At 76.0% G+C, this 15875-nt stretch carries 14 protein-coding genes and 1 rRNA gene; 12 read left to right on the forward strand and 3 right to left on the reverse strand.

The window, feature by feature from the left end; translation table 11 throughout:
* From rrf to ACIRS1_RS35685, 10 genes are all read left to right on the forward strand, one after another.
* A 5S ribosomal RNA gene (gene rrf, locus ACIRS1_RS35640) occupies nucleotides 1-75 on the forward strand; the annotation flags it as partial.
* A 209-nt stretch (nucleotides 76-284) separates the two neighbouring features.
* Nucleotides 285-1694 carry a histidine kinase gene (locus ACIRS1_RS35645; protein WP_360214489.1) on the forward strand — a complete coding sequence of 470 codons (1410 nt, stop codon included), beginning with the start codon at nucleotides 285-287 and terminating at the stop codon, nucleotides 1692-1694.
* A complete protein-coding gene (locus ACIRS1_RS35650) occupies nucleotides 1646-2311 on the forward strand; it encodes a response regulator transcription factor (protein ID WP_360214487.1) in 666 nt (221 codons plus the stop codon). Before ACIRS1_RS35645 ends, ACIRS1_RS35650 begins: the two co-directional genes overlap by 49 nt.
* A gap of 192 nt (nucleotides 2312-2503) precedes the next feature.
* Nucleotides 2504-4111: a DUF2637 domain-containing protein gene (locus ACIRS1_RS35655; protein ID WP_402846610.1), complete on the forward strand. Its 1608-nt coding sequence runs from the start codon at nucleotides 2504-2506 to the stop codon at nucleotides 4109-4111.
* Nucleotides 4112-4258: 147 nt separating this feature from the next.
* Nucleotides 4259-5548, forward strand: coding sequence for a DUF6986 family protein (locus ACIRS1_RS35660; RefSeq protein WP_402846612.1), 1290 nt, complete (start codon nucleotides 4259-4261; stop codon nucleotides 5546-5548).
* Nucleotides 5549-5641: 93 nt separating this feature from the next.
* Entirely contained in the window at nucleotides 5642-6298 is a 657-nt protein-coding gene (locus ACIRS1_RS35665) for a YigZ family protein (protein ID WP_360214481.1), read from the forward strand.
* A gap of 167 nt (nucleotides 6299-6465) precedes the next feature.
* Complete coding sequence (locus ACIRS1_RS35670; RefSeq protein WP_402846614.1) at nucleotides 6466-6861, forward strand: cupin domain-containing protein; 396 nt, start codon at nucleotides 6466-6468, stop codon at nucleotides 6859-6861.
* A gap of 155 nt (nucleotides 6862-7016) precedes the next feature.
* The gene (locus tag ACIRS1_RS35675; RefSeq protein ID WP_402846616.1) at nucleotides 7017-8858 is read left to right on the forward strand and encodes a hypothetical protein; all 1842 of its coding nucleotides are present in this window, start codon (nucleotides 7017-7019) and stop codon (nucleotides 8856-8858) included.
* Nucleotides 8859-8971: 113 nt separating this feature from the next.
* Nucleotides 8972-10618: a restriction endonuclease gene (locus ACIRS1_RS35680; protein WP_402846618.1), complete on the forward strand. Its 1647-nt coding sequence runs from the start codon at nucleotides 8972-8974 to the stop codon at nucleotides 10616-10618.
* Between the two features lie 310 nt (nucleotides 10619-10928).
* On the forward strand, nucleotides 10929-11657 hold the full coding sequence (locus tag ACIRS1_RS35685; RefSeq protein WP_360214495.1) for a ZIP family metal transporter: 729 nt from the start codon (nucleotides 10929-10931) through the stop codon (nucleotides 11655-11657).
* A 58-nt stretch (nucleotides 11658-11715) separates the two neighbouring features.
* Here ACIRS1_RS35685 and ACIRS1_RS35690 read toward each other — a convergent pair whose 3' ends face one another.
* Nucleotides 11716-12636, reverse strand: coding sequence for a LysR family transcriptional regulator (locus tag ACIRS1_RS35690; protein WP_402846620.1), 921 nt, complete (start codon nucleotides 12634-12636; stop codon nucleotides 11716-11718).
* Between the two features lie 73 nt (nucleotides 12637-12709).
* Here ACIRS1_RS35690 and ACIRS1_RS35695 point away from each other — a divergent pair, with 73 nt between their 5' ends.
* Complete coding sequence (locus ACIRS1_RS35695; RefSeq protein ID WP_402846622.1) at nucleotides 12710-13699, forward strand: EamA family transporter; 990 nt, start codon at nucleotides 12710-12712, stop codon at nucleotides 13697-13699.
* Here ACIRS1_RS35695 and ACIRS1_RS35700 read toward each other — a convergent pair.
* A complete protein-coding gene (locus ACIRS1_RS35700; RefSeq protein WP_402846625.1) occupies nucleotides 13590-14195 on the reverse strand; it encodes a MarR family winged helix-turn-helix transcriptional regulator in 606 nt (201 codons plus the stop codon). The two genes, ACIRS1_RS35695 and ACIRS1_RS35700, sit on opposite strands and share 110 nt — an antisense overlap.
* Before the next feature lie 166 nt (nucleotides 14196-14361).
* On the opposite strand from ACIRS1_RS35700, the gene ACIRS1_RS35705 reads away from it, so the two are divergent.
* Complete coding sequence (locus ACIRS1_RS35705; RefSeq protein WP_402846627.1) at nucleotides 14362-14697, forward strand: DUF2218 domain-containing protein; 336 nt, start codon at nucleotides 14362-14364, stop codon at nucleotides 14695-14697.
* On the opposite strand, the gene ACIRS1_RS35710 is transcribed toward ACIRS1_RS35705, so the two are convergent.
* Nucleotides 14667-15341: a phosphatase PAP2 family protein gene (locus tag ACIRS1_RS35710; protein ID WP_360214467.1), complete on the reverse strand. Its 675-nt coding sequence runs from the start codon at nucleotides 15339-15341 to the stop codon at nucleotides 14667-14669. The genes ACIRS1_RS35705 and ACIRS1_RS35710 overlap by 31 nt on opposite strands.
* Nucleotides 15342-15875 lie beyond the last annotated feature (534 nt).

The following is a 15875-nucleotide window of genomic DNA, read 5'->3' on the forward strand; positions in this document are numbered from 1 at the left end:
AACCCGGAAGCTAAGCCTCACAGCGCCGATGGTACTGCAGGGGGGACCCTGTGGGAGAGTAGGACGCCGCCGAACAATCATTCACGAAGAACCCCTGATCCGTTCCGGATCAGGGGTTCTTTGCATTTCCCGGACGTTTCCCGGGCAAGGCGCGACGTCCGGGTGACGCCCCGGCCGGGTGGTGCTAGGACCACCCCGGATTCGGGGTGGCACGGCCAGTGCCCCGCACGGCCGGTTCGTGAACACTGAAGGAGGACGATCGAGACCGGCATCAGGAGCTTTCCGTGGCAACAGCGAGTCGAACGAGCGGCACGACGGTGCGCGCCCAGATCGAGGACGCCCTCGCGGCGGGTGGCCAGGGCCTGGCTCGGCTGGCCCTCCTGGTGGTGGCCGCGGTACCGGGCGTGCTGCTGCCGATCGCGTCCGCCGTGGTGTCGGGCGCCGTGGTGGCTTCGGCGCTGCGGAACTACTACCCGGGGGTCCTCGTGGGGCTCGTGGCGGCGGCGATCGCCGGCTCCGTGGTGGCGGGACAGTTCATCCGTCGCACCGCCGGCCGTACGCGCCGTCAGCTGGAGCGCTGGTACGGCGTCCGGATCCCGGTCGGGTACGAGCCGATGCCGGTGCTGGAGCCGGACGAGCGCGGCCACTGGTGGACGGGCTACTCGTACCACCGTTCGCGGATGGTCGCGAAGTACGCCCAGCTGCTGCACTGGGGCGCCCGGGACCGGACGACCCGCGGGGAGGTGGCCTGGCTGGTCGTGAGCCCGGTCCTGGTGGTCGCGCTGGCCGGCCCGGTGGCGGCGCTGGTACTGGGGGGTGCGGTCTACGCCCTGGCGTCCCCGCTGTCCGCGGACTCGTTCGGGCCGGTGCCGGGGCGGCTGGTGTCGGTCGTGCTCAGCACCGCGCTGGGGCTCGGGCTGGCCGCGCTGGGCGTGGCCGCGGCGCCGTTCGCGGTCCGCGGGTACGCCGAGGTGGCGCGCCGCGTGCTGGACCAGGACGGCCGGGCGACGAACGCACAGCTGACCAGGCGGGTGGCCGAGCTGACCGAGACCCGGGCGGACGCGGTGGGCAGCCAGGCGGCCGAGCTGCGGCGGATCGAGCGGGACCTGCACGACGGGGCGCAGGCCCGGCTGGTGGCGATCGGGATGACCCTGGGCACCATCGAGCACCTGATGGACACCGACCCGGCGTCGGCCCGGGAGCTGCTCTCCGAGGCGCGGCAGTCGTCGGCGCGGGCGCTGCAGGAGCTGCGGGACCTCGTCCGCGGCATCCACCCGCCGGTGCTGGCCGAGCGCGGTCTCGGCGACGCGGTGCGGGCGCTGGCACTGGACAGCGCCCTGCCGACCGAGGTGTGCGTGAGCCTGCCGGACCGTCCGCCCGCGCCCGTGGAGGCGGCCGTCTACTTCAGCATCTGCGAGTTGATGGCGAACGCGGCCAAGCACTCGGGGGCCGAGCAGGTGTGGGTGGACATCCTCTACCGGGCCGGCTCGCTGCGGGTCACGGTGACGGACGACGGGGTGGGCGTGGCGGATCCGTCGAGGGGGACGGGGCTGCGCGGGATCGAGCGGCGATTGGGTACCTTCGACGGTGTCCTCGCCATCGACAGCACGTCGGGCGGTCCGACCACCATCACCTTGGAGCTGCCGTGCGAGTTGTCCTCGCCGAGGACCTCTACCTCCTTCGCGAAGGCCTGATCCGGCTGCTGGAAGCACACGGCTTCACCATCGCCGCCGCGGTGGAAACCGGTCCCGAGCTGTTGGACGCGTTGCTGACCCACCGGCCGGACGTGGCCGTGGTCGACGTCCGGCTGCCCCCGACGCTCACCGACGAGGGCCTGCAGGCCGCGCTCAGGGCGCGCAAGGAGATCCAGGGCCTGCCGGTGCTGGTGCTGTCGCAGCACGTCCAGCAGCTGTACGCACGGGAGTTGCTGGCCGACGGCACGGGCGGCATCGGCTACCTGCTGAAGGACCGGGTGTTCAACGCCGAGCAGTTCATCGACGCGGTCCGCCGGGTGGCCGCGGGCGGAACGGCGATGGACCCGGACGTGATCGCGAAGTTGATGCAGACCACCTCGCGCCGGCCCGGCCCGCTGCTGCGGTTGTCGCCGCGCGAGCGCGAGGTGCTGGAGCTGATGGCCGAGGGCTGTTCGAACTCGGCGATCGCCGCCCGGCTGGCGGTGAGTGACGGCGCGGTGGCCAAGCACATCGCCAACATCTTCACCAAGCTCGAACTCGCCCCGGCCGAGGACGCCAACCGCCGGGTGCTGGCGGTGCTGACCTACCTCAACGGTACGGCGGCGCCCCAGGGCTGACGGCCCGCCCGGCCCCTGCGGGCGGGCCGCGACGGTGACACTCCGGCCAGCGGAAACGCTGAAACAGGTGTACGAGTAAACTCCGGTGGGCCGAGCCCGGAGGTCGCTCAGCCGTCCGGCGCCCCGACACGCGGGAATCGGCAGCCGAGGCAGCGTACGGCAGCAGCCGACATCCAGGGGTTGATAGACGTAATGGCACGCCCAACGCTCACCAAGGCCCACCGCGGCCTGCTCGGCCTGGTCGCGGCCGGGGCCTGCATCATCTCGGGCATCGGTTTCGCGGGGTCGTACAACGCGGTGCGCGAGCTGGCCGTGGAGAAGGGCTTCGGCGCCTTCTCCTACGCCTTCCCGATAGGCGTCGACGCGGGCATCGTGGTGCTCCTCGCGCTCGACCTGGTGCTGACCTGGCTGCGGATCCCCTTCCCGATGCTGCGGCAGACCGCCTGGCTGCTGACCGTCGCCACCATCGCGTTCAACGCGGCCGCCTCCTGGGGCGACCCGCTGGGCATGGGCATGCACGCCGTCATCCCGGTGCTCTTCGTGGTCGTCGTCGAGGCGTCCCGGCACGCGGTGGGCCGGATCGCCGCGATCACGGCCGACCGGCACATGGACTCGGTCCGGGTGATGCGCTGGGTGCTCTCCCCGGTGCCGACCTTCCGGCTCTGGCGGCGGATGAAGCTCTGGGAGCTGCGCTCCTACGACGAGGTCGTCCGGCTGGAGCAGAACCGCCTCGTCTACCGGGCCCAGCTGCGCTTCCGGTACGGGCGCGGCTGGCGGCGCGCGGCGCCGATCCAGGCCCTGCTGCCGCTCAAGCTCGCCAAGTACGGCGTGCCGCTGGACCCGGGTCTGTTCGACCGGCTGGACGAGGAGACGCGCGAGCGCGAGGCGCAGGAGGCCCGGGCGGAGCAGGAGGCCCTGGAGGTCCGGCAGCAGGAGAGCCGTGCCGCGGCGGCCATCGCCCCGGCCGGGGCCGCCCCCGCGGCAGCCGGCACGCCGGTCGAGGCCGGCGCGGTGCCCGTCGTGGCGGTCGCCGCCGCCCGTCCGCAGCAGGTCCGGCAGCCGGAGCAGAGCCAGCAGGCCCAGCAGCAAGCGCAGCAGCAGTCCCAGCAGTCCCAGCAGTCCCAGCAGGCCCCGCAGGCCCCGCAGGCGCCGCAGCCCGAGCCGGTCCCGGCCGCCGCCGCGCCGCTGTCCGCCGAGGTGGCCGCGCCGATGCTGGCCAAGCTGGCCGCGGTCCGGCTGCGCGCCGCGCACGAGCCGGAGGAGGCCGTCGCGGAGGCCCCGCAGCCGCCCCGCGAGGAGCTGAACGTCTGGACCGAGCGCCCGGTGCGCACCACGGGCCACCCGGCCGACGCCGCCCCCGGCGGCCGGGTGCCCGGCCAGGCCTCGCCGTGGTTCAAGCCACCGCGCCCGGTCGCCGAGGAGCAGGCCCCGGGGCAGGAGGGCACCCCGCAGGCCGGCGTGCAGGACGCGGCGCCGGCCGTCGAGCCGCAGCCCCGGCCGTCCGCGCCGGTCGCACGCTCGGCGGCGGAGGAGTCCGGGAGGCCCGAGCGGTCCGCCGCCGAGGAGGAGCCGGCTCCGCGGTCGGCGCCCTCCCGGCTGGACCCGGAGCTGGCCTACGAGGCCCTGGTCAGCTACCTGGACACGTACGGGGACCAGCCCGACCCGCAGCGCCTCGCCGAGTGGCTGACCAAGGAGTACGGCGTCAGCGGCAACCGCCCGGACGGTTCGGTCCACCCCAAGGACGTCGCCGAGCTCTACCCGCAGCTGCGCACCCGCTACGCCGCCGCCGGGAGGGACTGACCGGGGCCCGACCGGCGGGGCCGCCCCTCCCGCGGCCGGTGCGCCCGGCGCGTCCACCGCTCGGTCGGCCATTGACGCCCGTCCCGGCCGGAGCTACCTTCACCTCAACAAATTGTTGAAGTGCTGGTTCGGCGTGGAGGAGTACGGATGTCGCAGCTCGAGGTCGACGGTGGCGGACCAGCGGGCGGGGCCTCCTTCTCCGACACCGCCCGCGCCGCCGTGGAGGCGCTGCTCGCCCCGGTCGACGTCGACCTGGCCCGCCGCTACCCCGGCGACTCCGGGACCAGGCAGCCCGTGCACACGGTCTACGTCCCCGCCGACGCCTTCGCCGCCGACACCGTCCGGGAGTGGGGCCGCCAGGCCCTGGAGGCCTTCGACACCCACGCCGGCACCCCGGCCGAGCTGGCCCGCGCCCTCGGCGTGGCCGACGACGAGCTACTCGCCGACGTCCACGCCCGGGTCCGCGCCAAGCTCGAGCGCGAGCCGATCGAGGACCTGCGGATCGACTTCGAGGACGGCTACGGGCCCCGCCCGGACGCCGAGGAGGACGCCGCCGCCGTCCGCGCCGCCGAACTGGTCTCCGCCGCCGTGGCCGAGGGCACCGCGCCGCCGTACATCGGGATCCGGATCAAGTGCATGGAGGCGGCCGTCCGCGCCCGCGGCATCCGCACCCTGGAGCTGTTCCTGGCCACCCTGCTGGCCGACGGCGGCCTGCCGGACGGCCTGGTCCTCACCCTGCCCAAGGTGACCTACGCCGAGCAGGTCACCGCGCTGGTCCGGCTGCTGGAGGACTTCGAGCACCGCGCCGGGCTCCCCGCGGGCCGGATCGGCTTCGAGATCCAGATCGAGACCACCCAGGCCATCCTGGGCCCGGACGGCCGGGCCACCGTGGCCCGGATGATCGAGGCCGCCGAGGGCCGGGCCACCGGCCTGCACTACGGCACCTTCGACTACAGCGCCTCCTGCGGCGTCAGCGCGGCCCACCAGAGCATGGACCACCCGGTCGCCGACCACGCCAAGGCCGTCATGCAGGTGGCCGCGGCCGGCACCGGGGTCCGGCTCTCCGACGGCTCGACCAACGTCATCCCGACCGGCTCCACCGCACAGGTGCACGCCGCCTGGAAGCTCCACCACGACCTGGTCCGCCGCTCGCTGGCCCGCGCCTACTACCAGGGCTGGGACATGCACCCGGCGCACCTGCCCACCCGCTACGTCGCCGTGTACTCCTTCTACCGCGAGGGCCTGGCGGCCGCCGCCGCCCGGCTGGCCGCCTACGTCGCCAAGGCGGGCGGCGACGTCATGGACGAGCCGGCCACCGCCCGGGCGCTCAGCGGCTACGTGCTGCGCGGCCTGGACTGCGGCGCCGTCGACCCCGCCGAGGTCACCGCCCTGACCGGCCTGGACCGCGCGCAGCTGGACGCCCTGGCCGGCCGCTGACCGCAGGACAGGCCATAGGCTGGCGGTGCCGCCCCCCGGGGACCAGGGGTGCGGGCCGCCAGCCGTCGTCGTTCCCGGGAGAAGCACCGCACCATGTCCGCCACGCCGGAACCGGCCGCCAGGACGTACCTCACCATCCGGCGGGCCGGCAGCCACGAGACCGAGATCAAGAAGTCCCGCTTCATCTGCCACCTCGCCCGGGTCACGGACGAGGAGGAGGCGCAGGCCTTCATCGCCGGGGTGCGGAAGCAGTACTGGGACGCGCGGCACAACTGCACCGCCTTCGTGGTCGGCGACGAGCAGCGCCGCGAGCGCTCCAGCGACGACGGCGAGCCCGGCGGCACCGCGGGCGTGCCGATGCTGGAAGTGCTGCGCCGGCGAGGCCTGACCGACACGGTCGCGGTGGTGACCAGGTACTTCGGCGGCGTCAAGCTCGGCGCGGGCGGCCTGGTGCGGGCCTACGGGAACGCGGTGTCGGCGGCCGTGGACGAGGTGGGGCTGCTGGAGCGGCGGCCGGTCGCCCTGCTCGCGGTGACGGTCGACCACGTGCGGGCCGGGCGGGTCGAGAACGACCTGCGGGCGGCCGGGTACGCGGTGAACGACCTCGCCTACGAGTCGGCCGGGGTGCGGATCGAGGTCGGCGTCCCGGAGCCGGAGGTCCAGGCCTTCCACACCTGGCTGGCCGGGGCGACCGGCGGGACCGCGCTCGCCGTCCCGGCCGGCCGGACGTACGTCGAGGTGCCGGTCTAGGCCCTGGCCGGCGCCGTCGGGTGGAGCGCCGTCCGACGGAGCACCGTCGTGCCCGGGGCGGCCGCCGCTTTTCGGACACAGATCCGGCCGGATCGGGGCCGGCCGTTCCTGCGCCCGGACGGGCCTGCCTAGCCTGATCCGGTCGTCGACCAGGAAGCCGGCCCGAGATGCCCCTCGTCCAGACCATCACGCTGCAGCCGGGGGCCGGCACCGGCTGGCACTACCACCCGGGCCGGGTGGTCGTGGTGGTGCTGTCCGGGACGCTCACCCGGACCCTGCACGACGGCCGGGTCGAGGTCAGCCGGGCCGGGGACTCCCTGGTCGAGGAGGCCGGGCCGGTCCACGTCCACGAGGGGCGCAACCTCGGGGCCGAACCCGTGGTACTGATCGCCGAATACGCCGCACCGGACGGCCTCCCGCTGGCCGTGCCGGTCGAGGAACCCGCCTGGTGCCGCGGCGGGGCCCGCTCCGGCGAGGCCGGAGCCGCGGGGGCCGGGGCGGTCCCGGGCGCCGTCGACCGCCGTCCACGGGCCGGCCGGGACAGCGCGCCACGCGGCACGTGACTTGAGCAGATTCACTCGAACGGATTGACGTGGCCCGGAGTTGGAACTTCCGCTCCGGGCCGTGGCGTTTCCTGGGCAAGGATCCGGCCGAACCGGACGAATAACCCCATCGATGGAGGACACCAGACCCCACCCCGCACCACGGAGGTATGCGCATGACCTCAGACCGCTTCCCGTCGCCCGCCGGCGCCGACCTACCCGGCCCCGCGACGCCCTACCGGATGACCGTCACCACCACCCTCCCGCACACCGAGGCCGTCGCCCTGGCCGACGAGCAGCTCGCGGCCTGGTTGAAACGCGAGGGCTGCGACGAGCCCCCGGCCGTCCCCCTCCTCCCCGCCCCCGTCCCCGCCGCACCCGCCCCGCAGGGCTCCGCCGGAACGCCGCCGCCCGCCCCGGCCCCCGTCGCCGAGCGCCTCCGGCTGGGGAACCGCGTCCTGCTCGACCGCGACCACGGCCCGCTGCGCGGCGGCCCGGCCACCGGCCGCTACGACCGCCGCCGGCTGCGCACCCCGGCCCCGCACGGCACCCGCCAGCTCACCCTGACCGTCGCCACCCGCACCGGCGGGCCGACCTGGGTCCGGCTGGACGCCGAGACGCACAGCACCGGCAGCGGCGTGCGGACGCCGTGCCGGGTGCCGGTGCCCGAGCTCGCCCGCACCCTGCTGCCGCTGCTCGACGCCACCGACGGCCCGGCCGCCGTCCAGGCCGGCCCCCGGGTGCTCACCGCCGGCGAGGTCGACGGCCTGATCGACGAGCTGTGCGACCCTGAGCGCCGACTGCCCGTCGTGCTCGCCAGCGTCCCGGTGAACCTTCCGCTCGACCGTTGGGTCGAGGACGTCGTCCGTCCGCTCTGCCACCAGATCCCCGGCCTCGCCACCGCCTACGTGCTGGACCCGGGCGCCCGCACCGCCTTCAACGTCGCGCTGGAGTACCACACCGTGTACGGCGGTGCCGTGCGCACCTACCTGCCCGAGGTCGACCCGGCCTCCCGCCACGACGGCGCCCGGCACCCGGTGCTGGCCCGCGGCCGAATAGAGCAGGACGTCCGCCGCGCGGCCGGGCTGCTGGCCCGCGAGCCGCGCCGGCTCGCCGCCGACCTGCCGCTGCCGCCGGAGCTGGCGGCCGTCCCGGTGCTGCGCGTGCCCCCGGCGCGTCCGGCCGCCGACCGGGCCGAGCAGCGGGCCGCGGACCGGGCCGCCGCCGTCGCCGAGCTGGCCGCGCTGGCCCGGGAGGAACAGCAGGACCGTGCCGAGCAGCAGGCCAGGGCCGACGAGCTGGAGCGGGTCCGGCACACGCTGAGCCAGGAGAGGCGGGAGGGCCGGGACACGGGCCGGGACCGCCCCGAGCTCCGCGAACGCCACGACGGCCCGCTCACCCCGGTCGGGCGCGACGCCCGGCCGCGGGTCGGCTCCCGGGCCTTGACCGGGCGCCACTGCACCGCCCAGGGCGCCGCCGGGCACAACGCCTCAGGGCGCCCCGCGAAGCGGCCGTCCGGTCGGCCTGGCAAGCCCGAGACCTTCACCGAACTCATGGCCAGGCTCGGCGAGTTCCCGTTGCTCAGCTTCACCGGGGACCAGAAGAACGCGCTCGCCCTGGACGGCCTCCAGTGCGCCGGCGCGGGCTGGGCCCGGCTCGCCTGGGACGGCCTGACCGCCCTCCAGGAGTACGCCGAGGCGGCGGTGCGCGGTGCAGCCGGCGGCGACTTCAAGCAGTGGTGCGAGCACACCCCCGAGGGCTGCCACCACTTCCCGCCCCGCAAGGCGGTGCGCGGGGAGTCCCGGACGGTGTTCAGCCACACCAAGTGGAAGCGCGAACGGATGCTGCCGGTGCCGGAGTGCGTGGACGCCTCCCGCCGCGCGTTCATGGGCGCCCACCTGCGGATCGGCGGCGGCCGCACCGCGCCCCGGCTGCACTACCTCGACGACTGCTCCGGCAGTGGCCGGATCTATGTCGGCTACATCGGCCTGCACCTGACCAACACCCGGACCAACTGAGAGGCTTGGCTGACCACCGCGCCCGTTCGGTGGACAATGTCCGGCAGGGGCGGGGCCTCAGGGCCGCCGGCCGCCCCGGGCAGCGCCGGACGAGCATGGGGGAACGACGACCGATGCAGTACTCAGCAGACGGCCAGCCCGACGGCACCGCCACCGTCCAGTTCCCCCGACCGGGCTTCCTCGCCTCGGTCTTCCGCGACCTCAACGCCGACCAGGAACCGGACCGGGCGGGCGCCGCGCCCGGTCCGGCCGGGCCCGGTGGGCCCGGTGACGACCCCTCCGGTGACGGCGCCTCCGATCCCGACTCCGTCGCGGCCCACGCCCGGGCCGCGGCCCTGACCCACCACCGCACCGTCACCGTCCAGGCGGAGCACGACCGGCTGGCGGACCTGCTCCGCCGCGCCGCGCTGCCCGTCTCCGCGATGGACTTCGAGAGCCAGCTGCGCCACTACGAACCCCGCCCCTACGCGGCCGACGGGCCCGAGCCCGGCGGTGACGCCGAACCCCGCTGGGCGGACTTCGCCCCCGCGGAACCGCCCGCCGCCGACCCGGACGCCCCTCCGACCCGCCGGCTGCTCGACTCCGGCTACCAGCGCGAACTGGCCGGGGCCCGGCTGGCCCACCAGCGCGCCCTGCGCGAGTGGCGCACCCGCCGGGCCGAGGCCGGCAACCCCGCCGCCGACGAGCCCCGGCGCGTCCACGAGGCCGCCGAGGAGGCCCGCGCCCGCGCCGTCCGCGAGTACAACGAGAGCCTGGAGGAGTGCCGCCGGGCCTACCGGCTGGCCGAACCGGCCGCCGTGGAGTCGCTGCTGGAACGGGCGCTCGCCGCCGCCGAGACCGCCACCCAGGACCTACCGGCCCCCTGCCGGGCGGTGTTCCGCCCGCTCACCCGCACCGCCGTGCTCGACCTCGACCTGCCGCTGCTCGACCTGGTGCCCTCGCTCACCGGCTACCGGCTCGCCCCGGACGGCGACGTCCTGCCCGTCCCGCGCCCGCCCGCGGACCGGGCCACCGACTACCTGCGGCTGGTCGCCCGGCTCGCGCTGCGCGCCCTGCAGGCCGCCGACGCCGTCGACACCGACGAGATACTCGCGGGCGTGGTCCTCAACGGCTGGCTGCGCGAGCCCGCGGAGGCCGAGCCGTTCTGCCTGGTCAGCGTGGACGCCGACCGCGACGCGCTGGCCCGCACCCGGCTGCTGCCGCCGGCCACCCCGTACGAGGAGCGCGACGACGAGGGCGTGTACGCCGACTCCGAACAGGACGAGGCCCTGGTCCGGCTGCGCCAGCTCGGCGCCGCCGTCACCCCCGACCCGTACGGGCGGGTCGGCGTCCAGCCGGCCGCGCAGGCCGGGGCCACCGTGCCGGCCGCGCCCGACCTGTCCGCCAACGAGTTCGCCCAGCTGGTCCGGGACCTGCTCACCCGCGGCGGGATCGCCGAGTGGAGCGTGCGGCTGCGCGGCCCGGCCGGACTGGTCGCCACCGGTGAGGGCGCGCCCGGCAGCGCGCTGCCCGGCCGCTGGGTGGTCTGGGCCTCCCGGGGCACCGAGCCGGTCACCGCCGCGGAGGTCGCCACCCTCGCCGACGCCGTCCGGGAGGAGTCCGCCGAGCGCGGCCTGCGGCTGACCACCGGCGGCTTCACCGACGAGGCCCTGGACCTCACCGCCGAGGAGGGCCACCGGCACATCCACCTGGTCGACGGCGACGGCGTCCGCGAGCTCGCCCGCACCCACCTCGGCCTGCCGCTGGCCGTCGGCCGCTGACCGCACCCGCGGCGTCTCCCGGCGCCTCGCCGGCTCACCCCGACGGACCGCCCGGCGGGCGCGCGCCCACCCCCGGACCGAGGCTGGGGGACGGGCCCCGCCCGGGCAGCGGCACCCCGGGCGATCACCGTCGAACGGCCGTCGGGTACGGTCGGCGGTCGGCCCGGCCACGGGCGGACCCCGGGGGGAGAGGAATGGGCAGAGCGCTCGGCAGACCACAGGGCGGCACCCGCCGCCGCCCGCACCACGGGCAGACCCGCCCGGAGGCGGTGCGGTGACCGCCGTCCTGGTCGCCGCCGGGGCGTTCCTGATGACCCTGATCGGCGGTTTCGTCGCCCAGCGCACCGGCGACCGCCGCCACCTCGTGCTCGGCTTCGCCGCCGGCCTCATGCTCGGCGTGGTCGCCTTCGACCTGCTGCCCGAGGCGATCCACCAGGCGCCGGCCGAGGTGCACGGGGTGCCGCAGGCGCTGCTGATGTTCGCGGCCGGCTTCCTCACCATCCACGTGGTCGAACGCGCCGTCGCGATCCACCGGGGCCACGAGGGCGAGTACGCCGAGCACACCCACGGCCACCAGCACGTGCACACCCACACCGCCGGGCACCAGGGCGTCGGACTGACCGCGGCCCTGGCCCTGGTCGGCCACAGCGTGATGGACGGCTTCGCGATCGGCGCCGCGTTCCAGGCCGGCACCACGGTCGGCACGGTCGTCGCCATCGCCGTCGTCGCGCACGACTTCGCCGACGGCTTCAACACGTACACGATCACCCGGCTCTACGGGAACAACCGGCGGCGGGCGCTGACCCTGCTCGCCGCCGACGCCCTGGCCCCGGTGACCGGCGCCGCGATCACCCTCGCCTTCACCATCCCGGAGCACCTGCTCGGCCTCTACCTCGGGTTCTTCTCCGGCTTCCTGCTCTACCTGGCCACCTCCGACATCCTCCCGGAGGCCCACAGCCCGCACCCCTCGCGCAGCACCCTGCTGTGCACCGTCGCCGGGGTGGGGTTCATGTGGCTGGTGATCGGGCTCGCCAAGTAGGTCCGCCGTCCGGGCCCGGCCCCGGGAACGGCCCCGGCCCTGTGCGGCCCGGACGCGGTCAGCCCGCGTCCGCCGGGGGGTCCAGCACCGACGAGCGCTCCCGCATGGCCGCGAGCGCCGCCGTGATCGCCGGCCGCCGGGAGGCCTGGGCCCGCCACAGCGCGTACACCCGGCGGGCCGGCCCCGGCACCACCGGGCGGGCCACCACCCCGGGCGGTAGCGCGCCCCGCCCCAGCCGCGGCACCAGGGCCGTCCCCAGACCGGCCGCGACCAGCGCGATCTGCGTCTCGAACTCGCCGGCCCGGTGGCGCACGTCCGGCTCCTCTCCGACCTCGCGCAGGGTGCGCAGCAGCCAGTCGTGGCAGATGTTGCCCGGCGGCACGCTGATCCAGCGCCGCCCGGGCAGCCGCCGCACCGGCACCTCGTCGAGGCCGGCCAGCTCGTCGTCGGCGGGCAGCAGCAGGTCCACCGGGTCCGTCCCGAGGTCCAGTCGGGACAGGCCCTCCTGCACCGGCAGCGGGACGGTCGGCCAGTCCTGCACCAGCGCCAGGTCCACCTCGCCGCGCGCCACCAGCTCGGCCGCCGGGTACGGGTCGCACTCCAGCAGCCGCACGTCCAGCTCCGGGCAGCTCCGCCGCAGGTCCGCCAGCACCCCGGGCATGAGACCGCGGGCACCGGTGGCGAACGCGGCCACCAGCAGCCGGCCGACCGCCCGGCCGCGCTGCTCCTCCAGCCGCACCTCGGCCCGTTCCACCAGCCCCAGCACCGCCCGCGCGGTGGCGGCCAGCTCCTGCGCCGCGTCGGTCAGCACCACGCCCCGGCCCTGCCGTTCCAGCAGCACCGTCCGGGTCTCCCGCTCCAGCTTGGCGATCTGCTGCGAGACCGCCGAGGGGGTGAAGCCGAGCGCGGCCGCCGCCCCGCCGACCGAGCCGTGCACCGCCACCGCGTGCAGCGCCCGCAGGCGCCCCAGATCCATCATGCAGCGATGCTAAAGCGTTTCCTTCAGAACTCATCGCTGGTGCTACACGACGGGCCGCCGCCAAGCTCGACCCATGACCGCGACACCCGCCGCCCCGGGCGGCAGCCCGAACGGGCGGAGCATGAGCCCCCGGCACATCGCCCTGGCCGTCCTGGTGGCCGCCGTGTGGGGGCTCAACTTCGTCCTCATCCACGTCGGCCTGGAGAACTTCCCGCCGCTGCTCTTCTGCGCCCTGCGATTCGCCGTCGTCGCCGTGCCGGCGGTCCTCCTGGTCGGCCCGCCCAGGGTCGCCCGGCGCTGGGTGCTGGCCGTCGGCCTCGTCCTCGGAGTGGTCAAGTTCGGGCTGCTCTTCCTCGGCATGCACGCCGGGATGCCGGCCGGCCTCTCCTCCCTGGTGCTCCAGGGACAGGCCGGGTTCACCGCCCTGTTCGCCGCCGCCCTGCTGGGCGAGCGGCCGGGCGGACGGCGGCTGACCGGCCTGGCGATCGCCTTCGCGGGGATCGGCCTGAGCGCCCTCGACCACGGGACGGGCGGCCCGGTCGGCGCCTTCGTCCTGGTCGTGCTGGCCGCCGGCGCCTGGGGCCTGTCCAACGTGCTGACCCGCCGGGCCGCGCCGCCGGACGCGCTGCGCTGGATGGTCTGGGTCAGCGCCGTCCCGCCGCTGCCGCTGCTCGTCCTCTCCTTGCTGGTCGAGGGCCCGGACGCGGACCTGCGCGCCCTGCGCGGGATCACCGCCGCCGGGCTCGGCGCGATCGCCTACGTCGGGCTGGTCTCCACCCTCTTCGGCTTCGTGGCCTGGAGCTTCCTGCTGCGCACCTACGACGCCACCGCCGTCGCGCCCTACTCGCTGCTGGTGCCGGTGTTCGGGATGTCCTCGGCCTGGCTGCTGCTCGGCGAGCGGGTCAGCCCGACGGCGGTGGGCGCCGCACTGCTGGTGATCAGCGGGATCGCGATCACCGCGCTGCACCCGGGGGCGCCGGCCGCCGCGGCGGCGCGCCGGCGGCGTAGTGGGCCTCGGCGGAGCGCAGCACCCGCAGCAGCACCTCCTGGTCGGCGGGGCTGACCGGGCCGAAGTACTCCTGCGCCACCTCGTGCCGGACCTGCCCGATCCGCTCCACCGCGGCGCGGCCGGCCTCGGTCAGCAGGATCCGCACCGCCCGCCGGTCGGCCGGGTCGGGGCTGCGCTCGACCAGCCCGACCTCCTCCAGCGCGTCGACCACGGTGGTCGCCGAGCGGGGTGCGATGTGCAGTCGCTCGGCGAGGTCGCTCAGCCGCATCGCGCGGTCCGGCAGTTCGCACCCGGGCGCGTGGGCCAGCGTGCGCAGCGCCCGGCCCTGGCCGGGGGTGATGCCGTACGGCTCCAGCCGCTCGCTGGTGCGCCGGCGGATCCGCTTGATCGCCCGGGTCATGGTGTCCGCCAGCTCGGCGGCGGTGTCGGGGGAGGTGGTCCGGCCGGTCGCGGGGCCCCGGTCGTCGGGGGCGGCCGCCTCGGCCCCGGGCGTCGGCGCGGCCGGGGTGGGGGAGGAGCCCGCCGGGTCGTCGGTCGGCGCGGTGGTCATGGGCGGTCTCCTCGGCAGGTGTCCGCCCAAGCGTATCGGCCGGTCCGCGGCGGGTGACCGGCGGCGGACGGCAGCCCGGAAAAAATGTTGAGCCAAGCTCAGTATCTGGGTTAGCGTAGCCCTTACTGAGGGGACCCTAAGTTCCCTCCCGCACCCTGGAGGGCCCGTGCCCCGCTCCGAAGCCCGCGTCACCACCGACCGCCCCGCCCGCTACGCCAAGCAGCTCGCCGCCCACATGGGCCGCAAGATCGAGGCCACCTTCTCCGAGGAGACCGGCCGCGGCACCCTCGTCTTCGGCGCCGGCACCGCCACCCTGGAGGCCGGCCCCGACGCGCTGCTGCTCACCGTCGAGGGCGAGCGGGAGAACCTGCCCGGCCTGGAGGACGTCGTCGGCCGCCACCTCGTCCGCTTCGGCGCCCGCGACGAACTCGTCGTCGAATGGCACCGCGACAACGGCGAGCCCGGCCTCGTTCACCGCAACGAGGAGCCCGACGAGGCCTGAGACCGGCCCCCGCCGCCCGGCCGCGGCAGCCACCGGTCCAGCGCCCACAGCGCCGGAACGGCCAGGCACCAGCTGGCCACCACGTCCAGCAGCCAGTGGAAGTCGCTCCACACCAGGCCCGCGCCGACCCCCACGGCCAGCAACACCGCCCCGGCCGTCACCAGCCGGGCCGCCCGCGGCCCCGCCGCCCGGGCCAGCAACAGCGCCGCCACCCCGTACGAGAAGGCGGCCGTGGCGGTGTGCCCGGACGGGTACCAGCCCCACTGCTCGGGCGTCAGCGGATCGCCCAGCGGGCCCGGCCGGGCGAACGCCGCCTTCGCCGGCACCACCAGCGACGGGATCAGCACGGCCGTCGCTGCCGCCACCGGCAGCGGCAGCCACCAACCGCCCCGCCCCGGGCCGCCGACCGCCCGGCGCCAGCGCCACGCGGCGAGCACACCGGCCGCCAGCAGCACCGGGACCGCGGGCACCCCGCTGCCCAGATCCGAGAGGACGTGGCCCGCGCCGTCGAGCGGCCGGCCCGGCAGTTCCCGGTGGGCGGACCGCACGGCCCCCCGCACCCAGCGGTCCAGCCCGAGCAGCGGGCCGTCCACCGCCACCTGCCACGACACCGTCAGCAGCACGACCGCGGCCGCCGCGGGCACGACCGTCGACCGGGCCGCCCGGCCCAGGACGCCGAACAGCCGCCCCGGAGCAGGGGGGAGAGCTCCGGGGCGGCCTCGAGGATCGCCGTTCCGTGCGCCCCGGGGGGTGTGGGTCGGACGGTCGGTCGATCGGCCTTCGGTATGCGCCGCCCCTCCCGGGGAGGCCTGGTTGTCCTCACGCCGCACGCGCGGACCCACCGCCCTGGGCGGCTCCGCGGACGGCTCCGCCAGTGGCGGAGGCTCGCTGTCCATCTGCGATGACACTACGTCAACAGCCCTTCCGCGCCGAGCGCCTTCAGCGATTCCGCACATCATCTTCACCCTGCCCCGGGCAACCTTCCAGGTCGTCCCGAGAACGTGCACCCGGCCGCCCCCACCTGCGGATCGCCGGCCGGCCCCGCCCCGGGCGAACCGGCCCGTCCCGCCCGTGAAGTACCCGGCTGTCCCACCCGCGGACAACCGAACGGCCCGTGCGGACCAGAGGTCCGCACGGGCCGTTCAGCGCTGTCCGGACATCCCTCCGGCGGGGTTCAC

Source organism: Kitasatospora sp. NPDC101176, from assembly GCF_044768035.1.
Taxonomy (GTDB): Bacteria; Actinomycetota; Actinomycetes; order Streptomycetales; family Streptomycetaceae; genus Kitasatospora.

Bases quoted from the DNA above. Each gene is read 5' to 3' on its own strand.
- ACIRS1_RS35660 (WP_402846612.1), top strand. From the start codon at position 4,259: ATGTCGCAGCTCGAGGTCGACGGTGGCGGACCAGCGGGCGGGGCCTCC.
- ACIRS1_RS35655 (WP_402846610.1), top strand. From the start codon at position 2,504: ATGGCACGCCCAACGCTCACCAAGGCCCACCGCGGCCTGCTCGGCCTG.
- ACIRS1_RS35680 (WP_402846618.1), top strand. From the start codon at position 8,972: ATGCAGTACTCAGCAGACGGCCAGCCCGACGGCACCGCCACCGTCCAG.
- ACIRS1_RS35695 (WP_402846622.1), top strand. From the start codon at position 12,710: ATGACCGCGACACCCGCCGCCCCGGGCGGCAGCCCGAACGGGCGGAGC.
- ACIRS1_RS35675 (WP_402846616.1), top strand. From the start codon at position 7,017: ATGACCTCAGACCGCTTCCCGTCGCCCGCCGGCGCCGACCTACCCGGC.
- ACIRS1_RS35700 (WP_402846625.1), bottom strand. From the start codon at position 14,195: ATGACCACCGCGCCGACCGACGACCCGGCGGGCTCCTCCCCCACCCCG.
- ACIRS1_RS35665 (WP_360214481.1), top strand. From the start codon at position 5,642: ATGTCCGCCACGCCGGAACCGGCCGCCAGGACGTACCTCACCATCCGG.
- ACIRS1_RS35690 (WP_402846620.1), bottom strand. From the start codon at position 12,636: ATGATGGATCTGGGGCGCCTGCGGGCGCTGCACGCGGTGGCGGTGCAC.
- ACIRS1_RS35670 (WP_402846614.1), top strand. From the start codon at position 6,466: ATGCCCCTCGTCCAGACCATCACGCTGCAGCCGGGGGCCGGCACCGGC.
- ACIRS1_RS35685 (WP_360214495.1), top strand. From the start codon at position 10,929: ATGACCCTGATCGGCGGTTTCGTCGCCCAGCGCACCGGCGACCGCCGC.